Genomic DNA, 25,194 nt, shown 5'->3' with positions numbered 1-25,194 from the left:
CCCTTTTACAAAAAAGGGCTATTTTGGATCGCCGCTGTGCCAATATTCATTTTTTGATAGGTAAATCCTATCTGATTAATCGGCGCAGTGTGCTTGAGTTAGAGGGATTGCCACCCCTATACTCCCCCCCGTTGCGTTAACACTCACTTTAACAAAATTAACAGGAGTACATATGGTCCTGGTTACTCGTCCAGCCCCTGACTTTACAGCTGCAGCCGTTCTCGGTAGCGGTGAAATCGTTGAAAACTTCAACTTCAAAGCACACACCAATGGTAAAACCACCGTTGTGTTCTTCTGGCCAATGGACTTCACTTTCGTTTGCCCGTCTGAGCTGATTGCTTTTGACAAGCGTTACGAAGAATTCCAGAAACGTGGCGTAGAAGTCGTTGGTGTATCTTTTGACTCCGAGTTCGTTCACAACGCATGGCGTAAAACCCCTGTTGAAAACGGCGGCATCGGTGAAGTGAAATATGCGATGGTTGCTGACATTAAGCGTGAAATTCAGAAAGCTTATGGCATCGAACATCCAGACGCAGGCGTTGCTCTGCGTGGTTCTTTCCTGATCGACAAAAACGGTATCGTGCGTCACCAGGTTGTTAACGACCTGCCGCTGGGCCGTAACGTTGATGAAATGCTGCGTATGGTTGATGCGCTGCAATTCCACGAAGAGCACGGCGAAGTGTGCCCAGCTCAGTGGGAAAAAGGTAAAGAAGGCATGAACGCGTCTCCAGACGGCGTTGCTAAATACCTGAGCGAAAACGTTTCTAGCCTGTAATCGCTAAACGTTTTTGACAAGAAAGGCCGCGCAAGCGGCCTTTCTTATTATTAATAGATGACTAATCGACCCTTACTCTTTCTTTTCGCTGCGCACTTCGCGCCAGAGTTTCATCGCCATCCACAGCAATACCGCCACGCCAAGTATCAATACGCCCCAAATCAGCACTGTCTGCCACTGGCTTTTCCGCTCAACGGGAGAAACCGCATTCAAGCGTGCCTCACCGCCTAAGGTGATTTGTTCTTGCGCCTGCGCCGAGGCGAAAGTCTCAAGCCCCGTTTCTTTGCGGAGTTCCGGTGGAATGAGCATCCCGATGTCCAGCGCAGCACTTTTTGCCGTTCTATTGCCCCATGCCAGAGTAAATGGCGCGGTACCCTGAGCGTTAAAGATCAGAATCTGGCTCTCCCGTTTGCCGGTAATTTCAGGAAGCGATTCAGGAAGGCGCGCGTTAAGCGTTGTTATTTTTACCGCCTGAACAGGTTCATTCGGCATAATAATCGGCGCAGATGCTTTACCATTTAGCTGATAGATAACCTGTTTCGCGAGCGGATGCCACTCATCACTTTCTGCACGACGCCAGGCCATTTCAATCGGTAACACCCCATCTTCGTGAAGGGTAATCTCCAGTGAAGTCAGCGGCTGCGGGTGCGACCAGTGCCACACCGCTTCAATTAGAGAAGTTTTACTCGCCGTGGCGGTCAGACTGATACGTTCCTGCGTTGGTGACTCATGCTCTCTTACAGCATTGACACCGGTTAGCTGAACCGAATGCGGCTGAGCGTCAAACACCAGCAACAAATAACGCAGCTTATTTGGCGTCATCGTTACATTTATGTCCAGTTTATCGAGGGTGAGCCTGTCGCTCCCACTGCTTAAGTCCATCAGCGGTGCGCCGTCGGAAATCTGATTCCATTCACGAAGGTCATAGCTGTAATAGAGCGAAACTTTACCTTGCCAGTTTTCTGCTGGCTTATCCCAGATAAGTTGCAACTGGGAAATATTGAGGGGTTGCTGCTGATCTTCTGGAAGCGTCAGCAAATAACTTTGCCCCATGCTTTTAACATTTTCACCTTCCAGCCGGATCTCAATCCCATTTTTTGAACGCAGGATAACCGACTCCGAACGTACGCCCGCTTGCTGGTTGGCTCGGGTATCCGCAGAAGAGTCCAGCGTGAAAATACGCAAAGCAACCGGTTCAGAAACCACAGCCGAAGAGGTTTGCGCCTCAAGACTAAACGGAACGGCTTCACCCTGATGGTTAAAAACGCGCACATCGCGCAGGTCTGGCCAGACGCTTTGTTGATAGACATTGAGTGGTAATTCAACACGATACCAGGGAGATGGCGCAGCCAGGTACAACTCGCTGCCATAGGCATAATCCTGTGGTGTCTGTGCTATTTCTTCCACGGCCAAAACGGGAAGTGCGGCGCATAACATTGCCCCGAGCATAAATCCTTTATTCCATTTCATTCCTCTTCTCCCTTTTTCAGCGCCAGCCCTGCCTTTGGTGGCAGAGGCGAGAAATAGCCCACAATCAATACCAGAACAGCCACGCCAATAAAGGCAATCGCCCGTGCCAGCCCGCCGCCTCTGGCGCTGTCTACCAGCATCAATTTTACAATCACAATTCCCAGCAGAACGGCCCCTGCTACCCATACCTGCCGTGAACCCCGGCGTGTTGCGTAGAGCATGGTGACCAATGCCCCCAACATCCAGAAAAGGGCAAAGCTGGTTTGCACCAAACGCGATTGCCACAGGCTTTCAACATACCAGGCAATATCGCCATAAGCCGCAAGTGCGCGTAGCAAAAGCCCATTTCCCCACCAGAACACCAGCCCTGCCATCACCATCAGCAGATACTGCCGACGTACTGCCCACGCAGGGACTTGCTGGAAAAGGTGACGTGCATAGCAGAACACAGCAAGTATCGCGAAACCGGCACCTTCCTCGAGTGGATTGACCAGCGGAATATAACGATGCTGGAAGACCACACCATCCAACAAATTGCCAAACACCAGCAGTAAAACCAGGATTGGCAGCACAGGAGCGACGCCCAACACATTGTAAACCACCGGCCAGTTTCTAAATGGCCATACATTACGTTTCGCGCCAGCCTGAACCAGCAAGATAATTATTGCCCCAAAGGCCATCGTCAATCCGGCTCGCCACGCCTCCATTCCCCAGCCCAGCGATTCGATAAACCAGTAATATTCCATCCCCAACGCCATCAATATCAGCCAGAAAAGGGATAAATGTAGCCCCTGAGAAATTTTTACAGGCTCCCTGTCACCTTCTTTCCACAGCATCAATACTGCCGATGGGAATGCGACGCACCAGGCAAGGTTTTTCCAGTCAAGGCTAAACAGATGTTGCTGTTCAGCCAATTGATAGCTCAGTCCCAGCAGGATTGCTGGCCACAAGAGCCATTGCGCCCATTTCATCTCCGGCCATGCCAGATTCATACTGCCGTAGCGCCATAACCAAACTGACAGGCCGACTAAGGCAAGCACGCCAAACCCGGCTGCCGGTTGAGTGTGGAACGCCAGCAACGAACCTCCGCTGAGCGCGACACACCAGAAAATTATCCCACCGGCGAGCAAAGCATGACTGATATAGGCCTGGATACCACGCCATAGCCACGCGGCAGCAAGCCAGGTCGCGCTCAAAATGGCAAAGATCATTAATGTTGAAAGGGGTCTCACATCGTCAATGCAAGCCCACATCGCGCTGAGCCACGCCAAGACCAGTAAACCGGTGCCGCTGTAACTCATACGGCGCTGATGTTGTTGAACACCCAGCCACAATATTCCCAACCCTTCCAGAGCCCAGGCCATTGATGTCCAACGAGCAGAGAGTGCCAGAGGGATAGCCAGCGTGGCGAAAGCCCCTCCCAAGGCAAGAGCCGCCAGAACCAAAGGTTTTCCTGCTGAAGGATAGCGTTTGAGTACCATCCAGCCGAGCATCAAGTAAGCGCCACCATAACTGAGTGCACTTAACGCCGGTCCCCAGACGAAGTGCTGTGTAATGGCATACTGCATGCCAAACCCCACCAGCGGCGGGGCAAACAGCAGTACCCCGTCGATAATGCGCGCCCCTTTATTTTGCGCACGCAACGATAAGGCCACGCTCAAGACACCAAACAATAAAATGTTCGCGATCAGAAATAGCTGGCAGCTCAGGTAAAACGCTGGCTGGTAGTCCTGCATTCCCCAAATTCCGCCAATACCAAAAGTGAAGAGCATTCCCAATAGATTGAGTTCACGCCAGTGCTGCCAGGCACTGATCGCCAGAATCCCACCAGAGAGCAACAAATAGAACGAGAAGAGAGCGACATGACTGCCTCCCCCGGTAGAAAGCAGTATCGGAGCCAGGTAACCGCCAAGGCTTGCAAGCATTGCCAGGCTCAATGCCCGCTGCAATACAGCCAGCGCAACACTTGCCGCACAGACCAGAATCAGTAACGCAAAAGCCAGCCCCATCGGCAGCATTTGCCACAACCGGAAAGCGCCAAAGATGGTCAAATAGAGCGTGCCTGTTGCCCCACCCTGTAGGATAAGCGCGTAAACCGGCTGTTTATGCCTAAGCCGCCAGCCAAATACCAGCAACACCAAAGCACCCAGCGCCACCGTTATCACCCGCAGTTCGAGTGGGAAAAGCGAGAGTTCAACGGTGTAGCGCAGCAGAAACGAAAACCCAAGAAATAGCAGGATAATACCCAGCTTTGCCAGTGGATTTCCGCGCATAAACCAACGCACCAGCGATGTCACCACGCCGCTAAGCAATTTGTCTTGTTCCGCAGGTGCCGTGTTTGTATCTACTTTTTCGTAAACTCGCTCAACCGAAGTTGAATTGTTGGCCCAGAGGTTTGCTACCACTGGGGCCGCAACATTTTGCGGCACATTTTCTGCGACAAACTCATCAGCGGCAATTTGAGAAGGTACCTGAGATGGCGGTGACGAAACCACTCCCTCCTCAACACTCAATGGCGAAGACGGCGATTCAGTACGATTTTGCTCGAGGGTTTCAATACGCTTTCTGAGCAATATTATTTCATCGCGCGCCTGCCCGCTTCGGCGCCATGCCCCAATAGCCAGAATGGGCGCAATCACCAAAACTAAAAATAGAACTATACCCGCAAGAATTATTAAATCGTCCATGTCATGACCTTCATCCAGGAAGAGGCATATTGTTTAACTTTGGCACACTAAATATCGGTACACCATTTACGACTGACAAACGGCAAAAAATAGGAATTTGTCCTGAGAGGATTATCCTGGTGGATATGATGACCCGGGGATTAAAACGCAAAACAAGAACATCCCATCACACCCCAGAATGCCCCTTCATCCGCAATCGGGATTGCCGATTTACGCGCAGTGTCATGCTGGTGACCATGCACATTACAACTCCCACAACACTGATGAACCTGCGCCATCATGCCAACTTTCGCGGCTTCTGGTGGTGCTGAGCGGTAATGTCCAGGCACAGTGGTGACCGGTGACCATTCAGGCACGACCGGAATTGGCGGCGGTGCCAACGGCGTAAATGCCCCAGCGGCATACACCACTTTCCCATCCACCAGCGTAAGCACCGATTCAATCCCTTTAATTTCATCCTCGGTTACTTTGAAGAAATCTTTCGAAAGCACGACCAAATCCGCCAGTTGCCCGGTTTTAATGCGACCTTTTTTACCTTGTTCACTGGAAAACCATGCGCTGCCTGCCGTCCACAACTCCAGTGCCACTTCGCGTGAAAGCCGGTTATTGTCGTCATACATTTGCATGCCGCCAACGGTACGCCCCGATACCAGCCAGTAAAGCGCCGTCCATGGGTTGTAGCTGGCAACTCGTGTCGCATCTGTGCCTAATCCAACAGGGAGTTCAGCGGCAAGCATTTTGGCAATCGGTGGCGTTTGTTTGACGGCTTCGATGCCATAGCGTGCGGCATAATATTCCCCCTGAAACGCCATACGGTGCTGTACAGCAATCCCACCGCCCAACGCTTTAACACGCTCGATATTTTTCTCGGTAATCGTTTCTGCATGGTCGAAAAACCAATGCAAACCATTAAACGGGATATCGCGATTCACCTTTTCAAATACATCCAACATACGGCTGATGGATTCGTTATAGGTCGCGTGCAAACGGAATGGCCAACGATGCTCTACTAAATGGCGTACCACTCGTTCCAGCTCTTGCTCCATGCCTTCTGGCAAATCGGGGCGTGGTTGCAAAAAGTCTTCAAAATCAGCGGCGGAAAACACCAGCATTTCACCCGCGCCATTCGCGCGATAGAAATCCGTTCCCTGCCCCGGTTTGAGCATATCCGTCCATTTTTCAAAATCTTCCAGCTCATGCTGTGGGCGCTGGGTAAACAGGTTGTAGGCAATGCGCACCGTCATCTGTTTTTGCGCGTGAAGCTGGTCGACAATCTGGTAATCCTCGGGGTAATTCTGGAAGCCGCCCCCCGCGTCAATGGCGCTGGTCACGCCGAGTCGATTGAGTTCGCGCATAAACTGGCGCGTGGAATTAACCTGCATCTCCAGCGGCAGCTTCGGCCCTTTTGCCAGCGTCGAATACAAGATCATCGCATTCGGCTTGGCTATCAGCATCCCGGTTGGGTTGCCGTTGCGGTCTCGCATGATTTCACCGCCCGGCGGATTGGGCGTCTCTTTGGTGTAACCCACCGCTCGAAGTGCCGCCTGGTTTAGCAATGCACGGTCGTAAAGATGCAGCACAAAAACGGGCGTATCTGGAGCCGCCTCGTTGAGTTCTTCAAGCGTTGGCATACGGCGCTCAGCAAACTGAAACTCCGTCCACCCTCCAACCACACGTACCCACTGCGGCGAAGGGGTACGCAAAGCCTGCTCTTTTAGCATCCGCAGTGCATCCGCAAGCGATGGCACACCTTCCCAACGCAGTTCCAGGTTGTAATTGAGCCCACCACGAATAAGGTGCAAATGTGAGTCATTAAGGCCGGGTATTACCGTATGGCCCTGAAGATCAACTCGCTGTGTTTCCCCACTCGCAAAGCTCATCACCCACGACTCATTTCCTACTGCGATAATTTTGCCGTCTTTGATAGCCACCGCTTCAGCCAGCGGCGCTTCGCTATCGAGCGTGTGAAACTGCCCGTTGGTGAGAATTAGTGAAGCAGATTGCGACATAACCTGTTCTCCTCGGTGAAACGTTATTTTTTCAGCCAGCCCGCAAACAGACGCGTCATGATGGGCATCCATAGCCACACCACTAACGCCACCACTAACGCGTCATTGATGAGATGTAACAAAAGCGACCCATGCAGCGAAGGGAAAATCATGGCGGTGATGCGTGGCACTACATTAGTGCTTGGGAAAATCACGGCCAGCGTTATCAGGAATTGCTTCCACTGTGCCGGACGTTTGATCGTTGGTGTTTCCGGGGTGAACCAAAATGCATTTTCGGTGCGCACTTCCAGATGATCGTCCTGGCTGAGGATCGGTTTGATCTCATCAACCAATGCTTCACGCTCAGCCGATTTCGTCCAGGTGGTGAGATTCTCCAGCGTGTCGAAGCGGATAACGATGTTGTACACATCGTTCCCGGTCGTTGGGCGAATAACATGCACACCGCGATGCCCTGGATAACGAGCGGCGGCAGGCATGATTTTCTCAAGCCACTGCTCATAACGCGCGGCCTGCCCCGCTTTAAGGGCGTGAGTAATCACCAGCGTAACCGTGTTGTTGTCCGCCATAGATCAGGCTTTCCGTTCCGGCGCATCATGAACCATGGTGTAGGCATAATCGACCCCAATGCCATACGCGCCGCTATGCTCACGCACCAGATCCATTACTGCATCGTAAGTGTCGCGTCGCGCCCAATCGCGTTGGTATTCCAGCAGTACTTGCTGCCAGGTCACTGGCACCGCACCCGCCTGAACCATGCGGTCGATTGAGCGCTCGTGCGCATCCACCGACGTGCCGCCTGAGGTATCAGTCACTACGTAAACCTCGAAGCCCTCTTCTAGTGCCATTAGCGCCGGGAATGTCAGGCATACTTCGGTCCACAGCGCAGAGATAATCAGCTTCTTGCGCCCGGTCGCTTTCACCGCTGCAACAAAAGCAGCATCTTCCCAGGAGTTCATTGAGGTGCGTTCGATTGGGGTTATTTCAGGATGAACAGCCAGCAGTTCGGGCCAGATGTAACCGCTGAAGCTTTTAGTTTCGACCGAGGTATAAATGGTAGGAACGTTAAAGATCTTGCCCGCTTTTGCCAGCGCTACCGTGTTGTTTTTCAAAGCTTGGCGGTCAATATTGGCGACGCCAAAAGACATTTGTGGCTGATGGTCGATAAAAATCAGAGTGGAGTTGGTGGGGTCGAGAAGTTCACGTATAGACATAAAGTTTTCCTTAAATTTCATCTAATTGATTAGGGAGATAGTCCAAGCGGCTGCCTCCCAAACGGTATGAGATCTGGAAATGTCTAACTTAAGGGGATCTTATTGAAGGGAACGAAAACTAAGAATAGCACCGGTTTTCCCCTTCGCTCGGCAAAAGGGAAACCGGTTTCAGGATACCTAATTACGCCACACTGAAACTGAAACCGCAGGCAGCAACAGTTCGCAGTTTTCAAACGTCGCTTCACCTTCCAACTGCGTCCAGACTTTGTCGTTTAACAGCGGTTCCCACGGCAGCGTGAGCACCGTTTGTTCACCACGGTTGATCGCCACCAGTACGCGCTCGCCCTGGTAAACACGCACAAAGACCACCACGTCGCCTTCGGCGTAAATCACCTGACAGCCACCGTGGCGCAAAGCGCGGCTTTTGTGGCGCAATTTACCAAGGCGCTGGTAAAGCGCCAGCAAATCCTGATCCTGCCGATCGGGGTCCCATGGGAATGGCTTGCGGCAGAACGGGTCGTTATTACCATCCAGACCGACCTCATCGCCGTAGTAAACACAAGGCACACCAGGCCAACAATACAGCCACACTACAGCCAGCGGCAATCGCGCAACATCCTTACCGAGGATCGACTTGAAACGTGCAGTGTCATGACTATCAAGCTGGTTAAACATGCGCAATTGCTGCTGCTGAGAAAGCCCCGCACGATATTCATCCATCCAGGCCATACATGTTTGTGCGTCGATATGCTGCGGATCGTAGGAAATATCGGTGTTAGCGAGGAATCCCCAAATTGGGAAAGTAAAACCGCGATAGTTCATCGCCGCATCTTCGGCATCAGTCTGCAACCACTGGCGTGCATCCCCAAAATGCTCACCCAAAATATAGGCTTCGGGATTGGTTTCTTTCGCCGCTTTGGTGATACCACTGACGTGCAGCAAATTGTTTTTTGCCCCGCCCGCTTCACCAAGCATATGCACCACATCAAGCCGCCAGCCGTCGATGCCCCACGGTTCACGCAGCCAGTGGCGCACAACGCTGTCTTCGCCCTGGTAAATTTCATCAACTAGGGTGGCAGATTGATAATCGAGCTTTGGCAAACTGGAGTACCCAAGCCAGTCGAGCGCATGCCCCTCCTGGTTATAGCTGTAAAAATCACGCCATGGAGATTGTGGATTGTGGCTCGCCCCCTCTCCATGAGTTTGCTGCCTGTCAAACCACTGATGCGTATCACCACTGTGGTTAAACACCCCATCGAGCATCAGGCGCATGCCGTATTTCTGAGTATTTTTACGCAAACGTAAAAAGGCGTGATCGCCGCCGAACTGCACATCTACGTGGCGATAATCCTGAGTATCGTATTTATGTACGCTCGGCGCGGTAAAGATCGGATTGAGATACAGCGCGGTGACACCCAGCTTTTTCAGGTACGGCAGGTTTTCGCTAATCCCATCCAGATCGCCGCCATAAAATGTCGATCCGCCGGCATCTCCACTGAGCGGTTCGTCCCAATTGCGCAAAACAATGTCGCGTTTTGCCGCATGGTGATAATAAACCTGATCCTGCTCGGGCGAGCGTTGCTCACTACGCGCAAAACGATCGGGGAAAATTTGATAGAAGATCTGATCCTGTACCCATTGCGGGCCGTCATCCGGAAGATCAACCGCAAACTGCTCAAGTCTTGCAGGCGGAATTGATCCCAAACCTTGCGGTGTTAGCCAGCGCTGTTTATCCAACCACAGCAGCTTGAAGCTGTAGCGTCGGCGCGGCTGCCCTTCGGTTAGATCAATCACGCCGCGCCATGCCACCACTCCTTCTTCAGGAGCCACTTTTTGGCGCGTCATCTGTATTGAGGTTTCTTCATTATCCTTTTCGTAACGCAGAACTACACGCTGCGGTAAATCATCGCCAGAAACCCACAGCGTGATATACAACTTGTCTTTACGTGTTTGTATGAAAGGGGGCACCGGAAGGTGCCATGCATTCAACATAATCGTATCCCCAGAAAATTTATTGCGCCACCTTGCCACAGCGTAGCTGGCTATCACTCATCGTTGCTATTTTTATTGGGGGATGAAAGCGGGGGATGAGAAATTGAGCCGTTTGCTTAATAAGTTAGCGCTACCTATAGTGAGAATATTCTCACCGTTCAGGAGACCGTTATGTCTATCGTCCGAAATATTACGCTGCTTCTTTGCGTGGTCTGGTCTGCCAATTCTCTGGCAAATTCGGCTTACGAATCTCTGCAGTTTGGCAAATATAAACAGCAAATTATCAGTGACTTGAAGAAGGCTTGCCACCCGCAGAAGAAGACATCTGATGAGGTTTGGGCGAATAAAATCCTCTCTAACGAGGATAACAAAGCCTATATCCGTGATGCGAGGATTGCGCTTGAGCGCAACAACGAGAAAAACTACTGGGATGCAATAAGTAAAGTGGAATGCCCGGAGATGTAAGCAAGAAGGTGGATGTCGCTTTCGCTAGTCCACCTGACAACGGTGATTATACTCCGTTGCTGCTTTCGCTTGCGGCGAGTATCTGGCGGCGTTTGAATAGCCAACCGACCAACAGCAAAACTATCCACACACAGCCAACATACAGTGAAATGCGGGTGTCCGGGTGCCAGCCGATAAGCGCGATAATAAACACCAGGAACACTAGCCCGACTGCTGTAGTTGCAACGCCGCCCGGTACCGGGAATTTCAGCGCCTTTGTTTGTTCTGGTGAGAGTTTGCGGCGGAAAGCAATCTGCGACAGCAGAATCATTATCCATACCCACACGGTGGCAAAGGTTGCCAGCGACGCAATCACCAGGAAGACATTTTCTGGAATTAGGTAATTTAACACTACCGCCAGCAACAACGCGAAACACATCACTAAAACCGTCACCCACGGGATACCATTACGTGAGGTTTTAGCGAAGACTTTCGGCGCACTGCCCTGCTCTGCCATGCCGTGTAACATGCGACCCACGCCAAATACATCGCTGTTAATCGCAGAAAGTGAAGCGGTGATCACCACAAAGTTCAGAATACCTGCCGCCGCCGTTATCCCCATATGCTGGAAGGTCAGCACGAACGGGCTGCCTCCGGTTCCCACGAGGTTCCATGGGTAAATCGACATGATCACAAACAGCGTACCCACATAAAACACCAGGATACGCAGCGGTACGGAGTTGATGGCGCGCGGAATAGATTTTTCCGGGTCTTTCGCTTCACCGGCAGTAATACCGATGATTTCAATGCCGCCGTAGGCAAACATCACCATCTGCAATGACATAATCATGCCTATCCAGCCATTGCTGAAGAAGCCGCCATTGCTCCATAAGTTATGAATACCTGTTGGCTGGCCGCCGTTACCAATACCCCACACGATGATACCGATACCGGCAGCAATCATGATGATGATGGTGGCAACTTTAAAGAACGAGAACCAGAACTCCAGTTCGCCAAACACTTTCACGCTCATCAGGTTGATGGCACAGATAATCAATACAACGCTCAAAACCCAGACCCAATGCGGCACTGCTGGGAACCAGAGCCCCATATAGATACCGAAGGCGGTAACATCCGCAATCGCTACTATCAGGATTTCAAAACAGTAGGTCCAGCCAGTGATGTAACCCGCCAGCGGGCCAAGGTTATCTTGCGCGTAACGCGAAAATGAACTGGCTGAAGGGTTATGAACCGACATCTCACCAAGTGCACGCATAATGATATATGCAGCAACACCGCCAATGATGTAGGCCAGCAACACACTCGGCCCGGCCATTTTGATAGCATCTGCCGAGCCATAAAACAGCCCGGTGCCAATTGCCGAACCCAACGCCATAAAGCGTATGTGTCGGGTACTCAAGCCACGCTTAAGTTTATTAGCGTTTTCCATTGATTCCATACCTGCTTAACAATAAAAAAAACCACGGAGCTAAGCCCCGTGGTTGAACATAATTTTAATTTTTAGTGGGCGGCGGATGCCACCTGTCGCCCTGCGGCGCGGTCCCAAATGATGGCAATAACTACCATGACAACCGTTGGTGCCAGCCATGCCAACCCCTGATCCGCAAGCGGTAAACGCGCCGTCCAGGCTGGTAAAACATCACTGATTGCCGAAGCTTTAATCCCATCAAGGATACCGAACAAGGTACTGATGATCATTGCCGGAGCGATAACGCGAGTTGAATTATGCCACCACGGACGGGTGAAACTCAGTACCACCAGCGCAATACACGGTGGGTAAATCGCCGTCAGCACTGGAATCGAAATCTGAATCAAATGGCTCAGACCGAGGTTAGAAACCACCATCGAGAACAGGCCAAGGATAAACACCAGCGAGCGGTAAGACAGCGGCAGATACTGGCTGAAGAACTCAGCACACGCACAAGTCAGGCCAATCGCCGTTACCATACACGCCAGGAAAATCAGTGCCGCGAGGAAGAAGCTACCGGCACCACCGAAGGTATGAGCAACATACGCATGCAGAATTGCGGCACCGTTCGCGTTTTGATCGCTAACCAGCGATGCACTGTCAGAACCCAGGCGGAACAGAGCAAGGTAAATCAGCGTTAAACCAACACCTGCAATCAGGCCAGCCCAGATGGTATAGCGCGTCAGCAAACGAGATTCAGTAACGCCACGCGAACGCGCCGCGTTAACAATGACAATCCCGAAGACCAATGATGCCAGCGTATCCATGGTCAGATAACCATTGACGAAGCCGTTAGAAAACGCCGCATGTTGGTATGCTTCGGTCGCGGTGCTGATACCGCCTGCAGGCCACAGAATCGCGCCGACTGACAACGCCAATAACGCGACAATTTTTACCGGAGCCAGCACATGACCGACGGTATCCAGCAATTTTCCCGGATACAAAGAGATGGCCATAACAATGGCAAAATAAACCAGGCTGTAGATAAACAGCGCAAGTTCACTGCTGCCTACCAACGGTGCAATCCCCACTTCGAAGGAGACAGTCGCTGTACGAGGTGTCGCAAACAGTGGGCCAACGGCCAGATAACAAACGGTGGCCAACAGCACCCCGGCACGGCGGCCGATTGGCGAGCTCAGGCTATCAATACCACCACCAACGCGGGCGATAGCGACAATAGTCAGAACGGGCAGGCCAACTGCGGTGACCAGGAAGCCAAGGGAGGCAATCCAGACATGCTCACCAGCCTGTAAACCCACCATTGGCGGGAAAATGATATTGCCTGCTCCGACAAACAGCGCAAAGGTCATAAAGCCCAGTGCGAGGATGTCTCGAGATTTCAAATGATGAGTCATAAAATTTATGCAGCCTGTGGATGTGTGGTGTTGAAAGTATTCAAATTTTTATACCTGTTAACTCGGCATAAAAGCGGCAATTGGTAGTTACGACAGCGGAAAATCCTTTCCGGGATCGGTGGAGAAGAATAGTTGTTTGAATTACCACTCAAATCCAGTCGGACTACTAATTACAGGGCCGCAATTAAAACGCTTATAGCGAATGAAGGCAAGAAGGGATCCAAAAACCAGATTGATATACTTAAATTAACCATGAAAGCAGAGGATTAGTTTATCCATCAGAAATGATTATGGTCGTTTATATGGTTAAAATATCACCAACTGAGGGTTTTTGATTTACATCTGAGTAAAAAAAAGACAGACCAGAAGACTGGCCTGTGGAAAGTTATTTTGACACGGTTTGAGTAAGCTACTCTGCCTGAATGGCTTTCTCGTTAACAATGAGACGCTCAGGCAGTACAAAGGAAAACGTCGTTCCTATACCCAGTTGGCTTTCGATATGGAGCCGCGCATCGTGGTGGCTCAAAGCATGTTTTACTATCGCCAGCCCCAGTCCACTGCCACCGGTTTGCCGTGAACGCGCTTTGTCGACACGGTAGAAACGCTCGGTCAATCGCGGAATGTGTTCAGCTGAAATGCCAGGCCCTGTGTCTGCAACACTAAAGCAGGCACCACCGGCAATCCTTTTCCAGCTCACCGTAATATATGTGCCATCTGGCGTATGGTTTACTGCGTTGTATACGAGGTTCGAAATCGCACTGCGCAATTGTTCTTCATTACCAAACACTTTCAGGGTTGAGTCGATATCAAACTGTAACGTCTGTCTTTGCTGGCTGAGGGTTTGCGCTTCGCGCTCCACCACACGCAACATCAGTGGCACATCAATCTTTTCATTGAGCACCATCGCCGGAGCCGCTTCAATTTTTGACAGCGTGAGAAGCTGCTTAACCAGCCCTTCCATACGCGAGGTTTGTTCGCGCATCGTGCCCAGCGCTTTCTCGCGCAGCGGGCCTTCAAGGGTTTGGTCCTGCATCATTTCCAGGTAACCTTGCAGCACCGTCAATGGTGTACGGAGTTCATGGCTAACGTTGGCAAAAAAGTTACGGCGTGCCCCTTCAAGTTGGTGCATCTGAGTCACATCACGCGCCACCAGCAGCCACTGTTCGTCGCTGTAAGGCATTACGCGAAATTCCAGATGACGGCCATTGTTGAGCACGAGAGTCAGCGGGCGAGCAAAATCTTTATGTGATAAATAGCGGGTAAATTCAGGGTAACGCAGCAAGTTAAGGATGTTTTGCCCGTTATCATCCGGCCAGCGTAAGCCCAGCAACTGTTGAGCCAGGCCGTTACACCAAAAAATCGTCCCTTCTTCAGTGGTAAGCACAACCGCATCGGGCAATGATTCCGCACCGCTACGAAAGCGCTTAATCAGGTTACCTAACTCTTTGCGGCGTTTTTTATTACGCAACTGCATCTGGTGAAGGCCGTAGAGCAACGGATCCCAGCTCCCCCGCCCTGGCGGAGGCGTCATGCTGCGATCAACCCACAACCACCACGACAAACGCAGCAAATTCCAGAAATGCCAAACCAGCAGCCCAGTGACTGCCAGTAATAAAAACCAGGGTAAATGGCCAAAAATAAGGCCTAAAATGACGGCAGGTATACAACAGAGCAGCAGCTCCAGTACCAGCCTTTTCCATGACAACCGTTCCAGCACGCGTCACTCTCCTGATAAGGAATTAAAAGCGGGTTGAGAACCGATAACCCGTACCGCGTACTGTTTGTACCATTCTGTCATGCCCACTATGTTCGAGCGCTTTGCGTAACCGCCGAATATGTACGTCCACCGTTCGGTCTTCGACATACACATTGGTGCCCCATACATGATTGAGCAATTGTTCACGGCTATACACCCGCTCCGGGTGCGTCATAAAGAAGTGTAATAACTTAAACTCGGTTGGCCCCATATCCAATGGGTTTTCACCGGCCATGACGCGGTGCGACGACGGATCAAGTGTTAGCCCCTGCATATCGATCACTTCTTCTACTGCCATAGGAGAAATACGACGCATGACAGCTTTAATGCGTGCCACCAGCTCCTTCGGGGAAAATGGCTTTGTAATATAATCATCAGCCCCGACTTCAAGACCACGCACACGATCTTCTTCTTCGCCACGCGCTGTCAGCATCATCACCGGGATCTCGCGGGTCAATGCTTCACGTTTCAGATGTTTAATAAACTGAATACCAGAGCCGCCTGGTAGCATCCAGTCCAGCAAAATCAGGTCAGGAAAGGGTTCAATCAGCAGATTCACTGCGCTGTCATAATCTTCCGCTTCTACAGGTTGAAAACCGTTTTGTTCGAGCACAAAGCTCACCATCTCACGGATTGGAGCTTCATCTTCTACGACTAAAATACGCTTCGCCATGATTCGCCCTGCTCAAGGAATAATTATTGTTGTTTCAATGCGGCGCCATTATGCGTCAGATTTATGACAGATTTATGAAAAACATGACTGTTTGATGACCCATCACTTTGATTTATGACACAGAGACATATGCCGTTTTTTGCCTCGTCCCCTTATAATCGGGACTTCATTTTTAAGCCACCGGACAGGTCATGCGCATAATTCACACATCAGACTGGCATCTAGGTCAAAATTTTTATACCAAAAGTCGCGGTCCTGAGCACCAGGCTTTTCTTGAATGGCTGCTCAACGCTGTCGTTGAAAATGATGTGGATGCCATAATCGTCGCGGGTGACATTTTTGATACCGGCTCGCCGCCAAGCTATGCGCGAGAATTGTATAACCGCTTTGTGGTGCAGCTTCAGGCGACGGGATGCTCGCTCGTGGTGCTGGCCGGAAACCATGATTCCGTCGCGACACTTAATGAGTCTCGCGAACTCATGGCCTGCCTGAACACATATGTGATTGCCAGCGCCCGCCATGATACCAGCCAGCAAGCTATTGTTCTAAAATCCAAAAGCGGTCTTCCCGGTGCGATTCTCTGCCCTATTCCATTTTTGCGCCCACGCGATATTCAAAATAGCCAGGCGGGGCTGTCCGGCCATGAGAAACAGCGTTCATTAATGGAAGCCATCAGCGAGCACTATCAACAGTGCTATCGCGCGGCCTGCGATTTACGCGCTGATGCCAGGCTGCCAATTATCGCTACCGGGCATTTAACTACAGTAGGCGTCACCAAAAGCGATGCGGTACGCGACATCTATATTGGCACGCTTGATGCTTTCCCGGCGCAGCATTTCCCGGATGCCGATTACATCGCGCTTGGCCATATTCATCGTGCGCAATTAATTGGCGGCACCGAACATATCCGTTACAGCGGTTCACCTATTCCGCTTAGTTTTGACGAAACAGGCAAGAATAAGAGCGTTTATCTGGTTGAGTTTAATGAAGGTAAGCTTCACGAAGTTACCCCGCTGACGGTTCCTGTCAGCCAACCTTTAGCCGTTATCAAAGGCTCGCTGTCTGAGATTGAACAGCAACTAGAACAGTGGCGCGATGCCCCCGCAGAACCCAAAGTGTGGCTGGATATTGAAATTGCCACCGACGAATATCTACATGATATGCAACGCCATATTCAGCAACTGACCGAAACACTCCCCGTCGAAGTGGTTTTGCTACGTCGCAGCCGTGAGCAGCGAGAGCGCGTAATTGCTCAGCAGCATAAAGAAACGCTGAGTGAACTGACGGTTGAGGAAGTATTTGAGCGCCGTTTGGTTCAGGAAGAGACCACCGAAGAACGCGCGCAACGCCTGCGCACTCTGTTTGCTCAAACCGTAGCAAGCCTGCATGACACGGAGGAACAGGCATGAAAATCCTTAGCCTGCGGTTAAAAAACCTCAACTCCCTGAAAGGGGAATGGAAAATTGATTTCACCAGTGAGCCTTTTGCCAGCAACGGATTATTTGCTATCACCGGGCCAACCGGTGCGGGGAAAACCACGCTGCTCGATGCGATTTGTCTCGCGCTTTACCACAAGACCCCGCGCCTCAATACTGTCTCACAGTCGCAAAATGATTTAATGACACGAGACACCGCCGAATGCCTGGCGGAAGTGGAGTTTGAAGTTAAAGGAGTGGCGTACCGTGCTTTCTGGAGCCAGAACCGGGCACGCAACGCGGTAAACGGCAATCTGCAAGCCCCGCGCGTAGAACTTGCTGAAGTGGAAAGCGGCAAGATTGTCGCCGATAAAGTCAAAGATAAGCTCGATATCACAGCAAAACTGACCGGGCTGGATTACGACCGTTTCACCCGCTCAATGATGCTTTCGCAGGGGCAATTCGCTGCCTTTTTAAATGCCGACGCCAATGACCGGGCTTCCCTGCTTGAAGAGCTTACCGGAACTGAAATCTACGGTACCGTTTCAGCGGCAGTATTCGAAAACCATAAAAATGTGCGCAGCCAACTTGAGAATCTGCAAGCCCAGGCTGCGGGTGTGGCGTTATTAAGCGAAGAGCAGCGTCAGCAGCTTTCTGAGAGTTTGCAGGCACTTACTACTGAAGAAAAAGTACAGCTTGCAGAACAGATTAAACTCCAACAGCAGCAGCAGTGGCTCGGCCTGCTTTCGCAGTTCACGCAGAAGCATACGCAGACCCAACAGGCGTTGAATGCAGCAACCCATGCGATAACAGAAGCGGCACCGCAGTTAGAAAAACTCACCCGAGCGCAACCCGCAGAAAAATTGCGCCCGGACTGGAAACGGTTACAGGAGTTACAAACCACTCTACAAGCAACGCGCATTAAAACTGAAGAAGTGAACACTCGCTTACTTCAGACAATGGTACGCCGCCAGCAAACCCGGCTCGCTGCAGCAAGCCAGGCTGCAAAACTAACTGATGAGAACACTCAACTTCAGGAATGGCTGAAAACCCACGGACATTTTCGCTTGTGGGGCGCAGAACTGGCGGGCTGGCGAATGGCTTTCAGTCAGCAACAGCGTGATGCCACTCAGCTACAAACTTTGCAACGAGATATCGACGCCAGCCAGAAAAAACTCGCTCTGCTGCCCGTCATTGAATTTTCTCTTAGCGCAGATGAAGTTAGTGCTCATTTACAGACGACGATTGCCGCACGCCCTCAGCGCCAGAGGCTTGCAACGCTTCAACCGCAGATCTCCTCATTACTCAAGCGCAAAGCTCTTCAGCAACAAGAGCTAGCCATTCTTGAGAAACAGATTACCGAGGGCGATGCGCAGCTGGTGCTTAAACGTCAGCAATATAAAGAACGCCGCCAGCATGAGAGTGATTTGGAGAAAGTCTGTGAATTGGAAAAACGCATTGTCAGCCTGGAAGCTGAACGCGCCCTTTTGCAGCCTGAGCAACCTTGCCCATTGTGCGGCTCCACGCAACACCCGGCGGTCGCTGATTACCAGGCGATACAACCAGGTGAAAACCAGCAGCGCCTGGATAAATTAAAACTGGAAGTGGCAAGCCTTGCAGAAGCGGGCTTTGCGATGAAAGGCCAGCTTGATACACAGCGTAAACAACGTGAAAACCTTATTCATACCATCAAGACCCTGGATGAAGAGGAAAACGAGCTGCGCGCTCACTGGCAACAACTGTGCGCCAGCCTGCAATTGGTACTGGCACCCGAAGATGATATTCAGCACTGGCTCGAAAGTGAGGAGCAGCGCGAACAACAGCTGCATCAGCTTAGCCAGCGCATTGTGCTGGAAGAACAGCTAACTCAGGCGAAAGTCCAGCATCATAAACTTGCCGATGAAATTGCAACCCAACGTGAAGCGTTGAACACCGCCCTGGAAAATGTTGGCCTGCAACATCCCGCTCACGGTGAAGAAAATAACTGGCTGGCACAGCGACAGCAGGAATCGCAACTCTGGCAGCAACGCAGTGAACAGTTACCGCGTGTGCAGCAACAACTGGCAAGCCTTGAGGGTGTGTTAAGTGCCTTTATTGACGATGGCACCGTGCCAGCGTTGCTATCCGAAAGCGAACAAATCGCAGCATTACAAAACTGGCACCAGTTGCACAGCGATTGCATCGCACTAGAGAGCCAATGGCAAACGCTGCAACAGCAACTGCAGCAAGAGGAAACTCGTGTTACTCAGGCAAACGCACAATTCCTGAGTGCGCTTGCCGCAAGTCCCTTTGCCGATGTCGAATCATTCCAGACTGCGTTGCTGGATGAAAACGAACGCCAGATGCTTGAGCAGAAGAAACAGCAGCTTGAGCAACAGCACCAGCAGCAAACCGTGCTCTGCCAGCAGGCTGAGAAAGCGCTAGCAGAGCATATTGCGGCTCGTCCGCAAGCACTTGCGGAAGATATACAACTGAGCGTACTGCAAGAACAACTGGCTCGCTGCAACCAACAGCTGCGCGAGAACACCACTCAGCAAGGGCAAATTCAACAACAGTTACAACATGACGTGGAAAACCGTCAGCGCCAACAAGGGCTGATGCAGGCCATTGTTGAGTGCCAGCAGCAAGTTGAAGACTGGGGTTATCTCAATGCGCTGATTGGCTCAAAAGAAGGCGACAAATTCCGTAAGTTTGCCCAGGGGCTGACGCTCGACAACCTGGTATGGCTTGCCAACAACCAGCTCAACCGACTGCACGGCCGCTATTTGCTACAACGAAAAGACAGCGAAGCGCTGGAATTACAAGTGGTGGATACCTGGCAGGCCGATGCGGTGCGTGACACGCGTACACTTTCTGGTGGCGAGAGCTTCCTGGTCAGCCTCGCGCTGGCACTGGCGCTCTCCGATCTGGTGAGCCATAAAACGCGTATCGACTCGCTGTTCCTTGATGAAGGCTTTGGCACACTGGACGCTGAAACATTGGATACCGCGCTAGATGCGCTGGATACACTTAACGCCAGTGGAAAAACTATCGGTGTTATCAGCCATGTTGAAGCAATGAAAGAGCGCATTCCGGTACAGATCAAGGTTAAAAAAATCAACGGATTGGGAGTGAGTCGCCTGGCGAAGGAGTTTGCTGTCGGGTGATTTTTGTCGATGACGCTGCGCTTATCTGAGCTACAGGCACAGCGTCATAGGCCCGCTTTTATTTCTCTAATGGCCACAACCATGCAGCACCACGGACGCCGCTGGAATCACCGTGCACCGCTTTACGAATTGGGGTTTCGCACTCTCCACCAAATACCCATGGTTTCACTAGCTGCGGCACCGTTTTGTACAAGCGTTCGTTGTTGCTCATCCCACCGCCCAATACGATCACATCGGGATCGAGAATATTGACGATGTGCGCCAGTGATTTTGCGAGACGCATTTCGTAACGCGCGATCGCCAGCTCAGCGACAGGATCTTGTTGATCGACTAAATGCATGATCTCATTGCCTTTGAGCTGTTTTCCGCTCAGGCGATGGTAATCCGTGCCAAAGCCGGTACCGGAAATAAAGGTTTCGATGCACCCTTGTTTGCCACAGTAGCAAGGCACTTCCTCGCGAAAACGTAGCTCGTCTTCGTCCATCCACGGTAATGGGTTGTGCCCCCATTCGCCCGCAGTACCGTTGCCACCAATCAAACTGCGGCCATTAATGGCAATACCTGAGCCACAGCCGGTTCCGATGATCACCGCAAAAACAATCGCTGCCCCTGCTGCTGCACCGTCTATGGCTTCGGAAACCGCCAGGCAGTTGGCATCGTTTGCCAAACGCACTTCACGGCTTAGCGCATCGCATAAGTCTTTGTCGAAAGGTTGGCCATTGAGCCAGGTTGAGTTGGCATTTTTTACCACACGGGTATAGGGCGAAATCGAGCCTGGGATACCAACGCCGACCGTTCCCTTCTCACCTGTGGCCTCCTCAGCCAGGCGTACCAATTCAGCAATGGTGCCAATGGTTTGCTGATAATCATTTTTCGGTGTTGGCAGGCGATGACGGAAAAGTTGTTTACCATCATCCGCCAGTGCGATCACTTCTGTTTTTGTTCCACCTAAGTCGATACCAATGCGCACAGCGATGCCCTCATTTAATTAGTGTTATCAACAGAATAGAAGTGCGGCCCCGTAAAGGCAATGAAACACAGCGGCTGATTGGTTATCATGCCCGCTGCGTTTAACTGACAGTCCGGGAAATAATCATGTTGTGGTTCAAAAATTTAATGGTTTACCGTTTAAGCCGTGACATCACGCTTTCAGCGGATGAGATGGAAAAACAGTTGGCCGCGTTTACTTTCACCCCATGTGGCAGCCAGGATATGGCGAAGACTGGCTGGGTGTCGCCAATGGGTTCGCACAGCGATGCATTAACCCATGTAGCCAACGGGCAGATTGTGATTTGCGCCCGTAAAGAAGAAAAAATCCTCCCGGCCCCGGTGATTAAACAAGAACTGGAAGCGAAGATCAGCCGTCTTGAAGCCGAACAAGCTCGTAAGCTGAAAAAAACCGAGAAAGATTCTCTGAAAGATGAAGTGCTGCACTCTTTACTGCCACGTGCTTTCAGCCGTTTCAATCAAACAATGATGTGGATCGATACCGTCAACGGTTTGATCATGGTCGATTGTGCCAGTGCTAAAAAAGCTGAAGATACGCTGGCGCTGCTGCGTAAAAGCCTCGGTTCGCTGCCTGTTGTGCCACTTGCGCTGGAAACCCCTATTGAGCTGACGCTGACTGAGTGGGTGCGTTCTGGCGATGTGCCTCCAGGCTTTGCGCTGATGGATGAAGCTGAGCTTAAAGCTATTCTCGAAGGCGGCGGTGTGATTCGCTGCAAGCAGCAGGATCTGGTTTGTGATGAGATTGCAGCCCATATCGAAGCTGACAAAGTGGTAACCAAACTGGCTCTCGACTGGCAAGAACGTATTCAGTTTTTGATTGCTGATGACGGTTCGATTAAGCGCCTGAAGTTTGCCGATACGCTGCGTGACCAAAATGAGGATATTGACCGTGAAGATTTCGGTGCTCGTTTTGATGCAGATTTTATTCTGATGACGGGTGAACTGGCAGCGTTGATTAAGAACCTGGTTGAAGCGTTAGGCGGCGAAGCCCAGCGTTAAAATTGCGAGTCCCTCTTCCTGTGAGGTAGAGGGACATAAAATTCTTACTTATCGGCAAGATAGCGGCAAAGATAGGAAGTCGGTTCAGCCACTTGTAAATGGAATTCACTGTGTCCAGGAACATGGAACACGGTGCCCGCTGCATAAGTTTTCCACTCGGTTTCACCCGGTAGTAAAACGTGTAATGCACCACTGATGACGGTCATTTCTTCTGGTTGAGCCGTGCCAAAAGTGTATTCACCTTCAACCATGACCCCAACACTCGCGCGGCCAGTGCTGCTGCTTGTAAAACCAATAGATTTCACTTTACCGGAAAAGTACTCATTACTTTGAAGCATGACCAGGCCCTTTTTAAAATAGTTGAAAAAACAATATAGAGGGGAACTTGAGAGCCTGTCACGCAAATTATTACCTGCCGTTATGCGAGCAATTCCGAGGCTAAACGTGCAATCAACACGTTCGATAACAATACCGGGACATCTAAGGATTTTTGCAACAAATCGCGATGTTTTTGATGGAATCCAAGGCAGTCCAGCACCAAAACATCTGCACCACTTTCTACCAGTTTTTTTCCTGCCTCGATGAGATCTTGCTCAGTTCCATGAACAGGGTTAGCCAGTTCATACAGCGGCTCAATGGGGAGTAACTCCCATTTTTTATTCTGATATTTCATCATTTCGGGAACGGGAAGAATGATACCGACCTGGTGTCCATCGACTATTGAAGCCACAAGCGGTGGAATAATTCGCTCAGGCTCCAGCAAGATACCTTTACGCACCGAGAGGTTGGCTAAGCGGTGTGTGCTCATCAATAAAATGACATCGAAACCCTGGTTATCCAGCACCTCAATAACACTTTGCAACGCTCGCTCTACTTTCTGCTTCCCCACGTAAGCCAAAACATTACCGGTTAACAGCGTCAGAAGTTGTTCTTCATCGGGTGACGGTGAAAATTCTTCCATCACTTCGTCATAAGAAAGATTACCTAACAGACTGAAAGTTTTAATTTGTTCTTCAGAAATATGGTCTGTGAGTAGCGGCAGTATTTCACTGACCGGGACGACACCAATGGTGAGAATTGCCAAAGTTTGTTTCATGTTTCGTTCCGCCCTTGTCCCATATCAGTCCTTCACTGCTGCACTGGTATCTTTCCTGTGAATGATACTCTGCTGAAGGTCGCTCAATAATTAACCACAAAGCGTAGCAGCATAATTGCAGAGCATCTGCCGGAATGTTCAACGAAACGTCAACGACATATATACAACATCACGATAATGATTTGTTAACAACAAGATTAAACGAAAGGTGTGATTAGTGACCAGGTCATTGAGTTAATTCGGAAAACAGGGGAGTAATCATGGCGTCCATGCCGAGGTACTACGTTTTTTGCGGATCTTCATAACGCCGCTTCGCATCCAGCGCTTCTTGTTCTGTTTCGTGTTCACTAATCAGCGTATCAGGATGGGGATGGTCAGCACGGAGTTGATACCAGGTCACGGTCTGGTCAGTAGCGCCTTTTTCAACAGTAACAATTCGTGCTTCTCGGGGATAGGGAGGATTGCTCGCCATCGCTCTTCCTTAGGTTATGGATGAGCGTTAAGTATAGACAATGATTAGCTGGCACGAACCGTATGCAATGCTGTAATCACCGCTTCGACAATCTCGGCTGGCGGACGAGTGGCATCAATCACATGGTGTGCAGCCTGGTTGTACAGCGCTTCACGCGCCGCGAGAACATCAACGATTTCGTCGGTAATAGGTCTGCCAGTCAGTGTTGGGCGTTGGCCCTCTTCCGGGAAGGCTTCTAAACGTGAAGCAAGGATTTGCGCCGGTGCACGTAAATAGATAACCACACCATGCTCACGCATAAACTGGCGATTACTTTCAGCCAGTACCATACCGCCGCCGGTTGCGATGACCGTATTGGGGGCCGTGACACTTTTCAGTGCGCCAGATTCTCGGCGACGAAAACCGTCCCATCCTTCTTGCGCCACAATATCAGCAACACTCATCTTGGTGCTGGTTAAAAGGTAGTGGTCGGTATCAACAAAGTTACAGCCCAATGCCTGCGCTAATGCAACACCGACGGTTGTTTTGCCACAACCTCGCGCGCCGACTAAATAAATGGGTTGAGTCATCGGTGGCTAATCCTTAGAAGTCCGCCAAAGGTTGCCATCATACCAGCAAGCTAGTACGTGGAATAGAATTACATCGGTATTAAGCGCTTTTTGAACGACCGGCGACAAGCAGCCATTTTTCCAGTTCATTGGCAAACATTTGGCGGTCGCGCTGATTAAGACTATCAGGCCCACCAGTTTGCACCCCACTGGCTCTTAATGTATCCATAAAATCGCGCATCGTCAGGCGCTCACGGATGGTAGCAGGTGTGTAAAGCTCACCGCGAGGATTAAGAGCAATCGCCCCCTTTTCCAGCACATCCGCTGCGAGCGGTATGTCAGCCGTGACCACTAAGTCACCTTTTTCACAACGGCGCACAATTTCGTTGTCAGCCACATCAAACCCCGTCGCTACTTGCAGGGTACGAATAAAGCGTGAAGGTGGGGTTTTCAGCCCCTGATTGGCTACCAGAGTTACCACAATTTGCGCGCGCTCAGCCGCACGAAACAGCACTTCTTTTATGACTTTTGGACACGCATCGGCATCCACCCAAATTTGCATGACGACTCCTGATTGTCTGTGGGAATGGGGCGATCTTGCCGTGCTTTTCCGTCAATCGCCAACTTTATCTTTGCTTGCTGTTCCGCC

At 51.0% G+C, this 25,194-nt stretch carries 21 protein-coding genes; 5 read left to right on the top strand and 16 right to left on the bottom strand.

All coding sequences use genetic code 11. The features are described from left to right. The first annotated feature begins 172 nt into the window (after positions 1 to 172). Positions 173 to 775 (top strand): peroxiredoxin C, encoded by a 603-nt coding sequence (locus tag LVQ79_RS04805; RefSeq protein ID WP_034457921.1) that lies wholly within the window; start codon positions 173 to 175, stop codon positions 773 to 775. 72 nt (positions 776 to 847) lie between these two features. On the opposite strand, the gene LVQ79_RS04800 is transcribed toward LVQ79_RS04805, so the two are convergent. The 6 genes from LVQ79_RS04800 to malZ form a co-directional block, all read right to left on the bottom strand. Continuing rightward, complete coding sequence (locus LVQ79_RS04800) at positions 848 to 2,245, bottom strand: DUF3999 domain-containing protein (protein ID WP_232864089.1); 1,398 nt, start codon at positions 2,243 to 2,245, stop codon at positions 848 to 850. Continuing rightward, complete coding sequence (locus LVQ79_RS04795; RefSeq protein ID WP_232864088.1) at positions 2,242 to 4,932, bottom strand: DUF2339 domain-containing protein; 2,691 nt, start codon at positions 4,930 to 4,932, stop codon at positions 2,242 to 2,244. Before LVQ79_RS04795 ends, LVQ79_RS04800 begins: the two co-directional genes overlap by 4 nt. 140 nt (positions 4,933 to 5,072) lie before the next feature. Continuing rightward, entirely contained in the window at positions 5,073 to 6,941 is a 1,869-nt protein-coding gene (locus tag LVQ79_RS04790; protein WP_232864087.1) for an amidohydrolase, read from the bottom strand. Between the two features lie 23 nt (positions 6,942 to 6,964). Next, positions 6,965 to 7,507: an antibiotic biosynthesis monooxygenase gene (locus LVQ79_RS04785; protein ID WP_232864086.1), complete on the bottom strand. Its 543-nt coding sequence runs from the start codon at positions 7,505 to 7,507 to the stop codon at positions 6,965 to 6,967. A gap of 3 nt (positions 7,508 to 7,510) precedes the next feature. Beyond that, positions 7,511 to 8,152 (bottom strand): hydrolase, encoded by a 642-nt coding sequence (locus tag LVQ79_RS04780; RefSeq protein WP_232864085.1) that lies wholly within the window; start codon positions 8,150 to 8,152, stop codon positions 7,511 to 7,513. A 177-nt stretch (positions 8,153 to 8,329) separates the two neighbouring features. After that, positions 8,330 to 10,144, bottom strand: a complete 1,815-nt coding sequence (gene malZ, locus LVQ79_RS04775; RefSeq protein WP_232864084.1) for a maltodextrin glucosidase — start codon at positions 10,142 to 10,144, stop codon at positions 8,330 to 8,332. A 171-nt stretch (positions 10,145 to 10,315) separates the two neighbouring features. Here malZ and LVQ79_RS04770 point away from each other — a divergent pair, with 171 nt between their 5' ends. Beyond that, the gene (locus tag LVQ79_RS04770; RefSeq protein ID WP_064556978.1) at positions 10,316 to 10,609 is read left to right on the top strand and encodes a YicS family protein; all 294 of its coding nucleotides are present in this window, start codon (positions 10,316 to 10,318) and stop codon (positions 10,607 to 10,609) included. A gap of 46 nt (positions 10,610 to 10,655) precedes the next feature. Here LVQ79_RS04770 and proY read toward each other — a convergent pair whose 3' ends face one another. The 4 genes from proY to phoB all read right to left on the bottom strand — a co-directional run bounded on the left by proY (position 10,656) and on the right by phoB (position 15,861). Then, on the bottom strand, positions 10,656 to 12,038 hold the full coding sequence (gene proY, locus LVQ79_RS04765) for a proline-specific permease ProY (protein ID WP_232864083.1): 1,383 nt from the start codon (positions 12,036 to 12,038) through the stop codon (positions 10,656 to 10,658). 71 nt (positions 12,039 to 12,109) lie between these two features. Continuing rightward, positions 12,110 to 13,432 carry a branched-chain amino acid transporter carrier protein BrnQ gene (gene brnQ / locus LVQ79_RS04760; protein WP_232864082.1) on the bottom strand — a complete coding sequence of 441 codons (1,323 nt, stop codon included), beginning with the start codon at positions 13,430 to 13,432 and terminating at the stop codon, positions 12,110 to 12,112. Between the two features lie 409 nt (positions 13,433 to 13,841). After that, positions 13,842 to 15,149 (bottom strand): phosphate regulon sensor histidine kinase PhoR, encoded by a 1,308-nt coding sequence (phoR, locus tag LVQ79_RS04755; RefSeq protein ID WP_232864081.1) that lies wholly within the window; start codon positions 15,147 to 15,149, stop codon positions 13,842 to 13,844. 22 nt (positions 15,150 to 15,171) lie between these two features. Beyond that, the gene (gene phoB / locus LVQ79_RS04750; protein WP_232864080.1) at positions 15,172 to 15,861 is read right to left on the bottom strand and encodes a phosphate response regulator transcription factor PhoB; all 690 of its coding nucleotides are present in this window, start codon (positions 15,859 to 15,861) and stop codon (positions 15,172 to 15,174) included. A 191-nt stretch (positions 15,862 to 16,052) separates the two neighbouring features. On the opposite strand from phoB, the gene sbcD reads away from it, so the two are divergent. Beyond that, positions 16,053 to 17,270: an exonuclease subunit SbcD gene (gene sbcD / locus LVQ79_RS04745; protein WP_232864079.1), complete on the top strand. Its 1,218-nt coding sequence runs from the start codon at positions 16,053 to 16,055 to the stop codon at positions 17,268 to 17,270. Continuing rightward, the gene (gene sbcC / locus LVQ79_RS04740) at positions 17,267 to 20,422 is read left to right on the top strand and encodes an exonuclease subunit SbcC (RefSeq protein WP_232864078.1); all 3,156 of its coding nucleotides are present in this window, start codon (positions 17,267 to 17,269) and stop codon (positions 20,420 to 20,422) included. The genes sbcD and sbcC overlap by 4 nt, the downstream gene beginning before the upstream one ends. 58 nt (positions 20,423 to 20,480) lie before the next feature. Here sbcC and mak read toward each other — a convergent pair whose 3' ends face one another. After that, entirely contained in the window at positions 20,481 to 21,392 is a 912-nt protein-coding gene (mak, locus tag LVQ79_RS04735) for a fructokinase (protein WP_232864077.1), read from the bottom strand. Positions 21,393 to 21,517: 125 nt separating this feature from the next. On the opposite strand from mak, the gene rdgC reads away from it, so the two are divergent. After that, the gene (rdgC, locus tag LVQ79_RS04730; RefSeq protein WP_064516551.1) at positions 21,518 to 22,429 is read left to right on the top strand and encodes a recombination-associated protein RdgC; all 912 of its coding nucleotides are present in this window, start codon (positions 21,518 to 21,520) and stop codon (positions 22,427 to 22,429) included. Between the two features lie 44 nt (positions 22,430 to 22,473). On the opposite strand, the gene ppnP is transcribed toward rdgC, so the two are convergent. The 5 genes from ppnP to LVQ79_RS04705 all read right to left on the bottom strand — a co-directional run bounded on the left by ppnP (position 22,474) and on the right by LVQ79_RS04705 (position 25,107). Further along, positions 22,474 to 22,767, bottom strand: a complete 294-nt coding sequence (ppnP, locus tag LVQ79_RS04725; RefSeq protein WP_034457894.1) for a pyrimidine/purine nucleoside phosphorylase — start codon at positions 22,765 to 22,767, stop codon at positions 22,474 to 22,476. Between the two features lie 80 nt (positions 22,768 to 22,847). Beyond that, entirely contained in the window at positions 22,848 to 23,525 is a 678-nt protein-coding gene (locus LVQ79_RS04720; RefSeq protein ID WP_232864076.1) for an AroM family protein, read from the bottom strand. Positions 23,526 to 23,805: 280 nt separating this feature from the next. After that, positions 23,806 to 23,997, bottom strand: coding sequence for a YaiA family protein (locus LVQ79_RS04715; RefSeq protein WP_151995559.1), 192 nt, complete (start codon positions 23,995 to 23,997; stop codon positions 23,806 to 23,808). 44 nt (positions 23,998 to 24,041) lie between these two features. Continuing rightward, the gene (gene aroL, locus LVQ79_RS04710) at positions 24,042 to 24,566 is read right to left on the bottom strand and encodes a shikimate kinase AroL (RefSeq protein ID WP_151995560.1); all 525 of its coding nucleotides are present in this window, start codon (positions 24,564 to 24,566) and stop codon (positions 24,042 to 24,044) included. Between the two features lie 79 nt (positions 24,567 to 24,645). Continuing rightward, positions 24,646 to 25,107: a YaiI/YqxD family protein gene (locus tag LVQ79_RS04705; protein ID WP_064553011.1), complete on the bottom strand. Its 462-nt coding sequence runs from the start codon at positions 25,105 to 25,107 to the stop codon at positions 24,646 to 24,648. Between the last annotated feature and the right edge of the window lie 87 nt (positions 25,108 to 25,194).

It is taken from the genome of Buttiauxella cochleicola (genome assembly GCF_021282405.1).
Taxonomy (GTDB): Bacteria; Pseudomonadota; Gammaproteobacteria; order Enterobacterales; family Enterobacteriaceae; genus Buttiauxella; species Buttiauxella massiliensis.
The sequence above is the reverse complement of the archived record's forward strand: the minus strand, read 5'-3'. Positions and strand labels throughout refer to the sequence as shown.

What these genes read in the sequence shown, in the direction of transcription:
- LVQ79_RS04805 (WP_034457921.1), top strand. Translation starts at nt 173, where the DNA reads ATGGTCCTGGTTACTCGTCCAGCCCCTGACTTTACAGCTGCAGCCGTT.
- LVQ79_RS04800 (WP_232864089.1), bottom strand. Translation starts at nt 2,245, where the DNA reads ATGAAATGGAATAAAGGATTTATGCTCGGGGCAATGTTATGCGCCGCA.
- LVQ79_RS04795 (WP_232864088.1), bottom strand. Translation starts at nt 4,932, where the DNA reads ATGGACGATTTAATAATTCTTGCGGGTATAGTTCTATTTTTAGTTTTG.
- LVQ79_RS04790 (WP_232864087.1), bottom strand. Translation starts at nt 6,941, where the DNA reads ATGTCGCAATCTGCTTCACTAATTCTCACCAACGGGCAGTTTCACACG.
- LVQ79_RS04785 (WP_232864086.1), bottom strand. Translation starts at nt 7,507, where the DNA reads ATGGCGGACAACAACACGGTTACGCTGGTGATTACTCACGCCCTTAAA.
- LVQ79_RS04780 (WP_232864085.1), bottom strand. Translation starts at nt 8,152, where the DNA reads ATGTCTATACGTGAACTTCTCGACCCCACCAACTCCACTCTGATTTTT.
- malZ (WP_232864084.1), bottom strand. Translation starts at nt 10,144, where the DNA reads ATGTTGAATGCATGGCACCTTCCGGTGCCCCCTTTCATACAAACACGT.
- LVQ79_RS04770 (WP_064556978.1), top strand. Translation starts at nt 10,316, where the DNA reads ATGTCTATCGTCCGAAATATTACGCTGCTTCTTTGCGTGGTCTGGTCT.
- proY (WP_232864083.1), bottom strand. Translation starts at nt 12,038, where the DNA reads ATGGAAAACGCTAATAAACTTAAGCGTGGCTTGAGTACCCGACACATA.
- brnQ (WP_232864082.1), bottom strand. Translation starts at nt 13,432, where the DNA reads ATGACTCATCATTTGAAATCTCGAGACATCCTCGCACTGGGCTTTATG.
- phoB (WP_232864080.1), bottom strand. Translation starts at nt 15,861, where the DNA reads ATGGCGAAGCGTATTTTAGTCGTAGAAGATGAAGCTCCAATCCGTGAG.
- sbcD (WP_232864079.1), top strand. Translation starts at nt 16,053, where the DNA reads ATGCGCATAATTCACACATCAGACTGGCATCTAGGTCAAAATTTTTAT.
- sbcC (WP_232864078.1), top strand. Translation starts at nt 17,267, where the DNA reads ATGAAAATCCTTAGCCTGCGGTTAAAAAACCTCAACTCCCTGAAAGGG.
- rdgC (WP_064516551.1), top strand. Translation starts at nt 21,518, where the DNA reads ATGTTGTGGTTCAAAAATTTAATGGTTTACCGTTTAAGCCGTGACATC.
- ppnP (WP_034457894.1), bottom strand. Translation starts at nt 22,767, where the DNA reads ATGCTTCAAAGTAATGAGTACTTTTCCGGTAAAGTGAAATCTATTGGT.
- LVQ79_RS04720 (WP_232864076.1), bottom strand. Translation starts at nt 23,525, where the DNA reads ATGAAACAAACTTTGGCAATTCTCACCATTGGTGTCGTCCCGGTCAGT.
- LVQ79_RS04715 (WP_151995559.1), bottom strand. Translation starts at nt 23,997, where the DNA reads ATGGCGAGCAATCCTCCCTATCCCCGAGAAGCACGAATTGTTACTGTT.
- aroL (WP_151995560.1), bottom strand. Translation starts at nt 24,566, where the DNA reads ATGACTCAACCCATTTATTTAGTCGGCGCGCGAGGTTGTGGCAAAACA.
- LVQ79_RS04705 (WP_064553011.1), bottom strand. Translation starts at nt 25,107, where the DNA reads ATGCAAATTTGGGTGGATGCCGATGCGTGTCCAAAAGTCATAAAAGAA.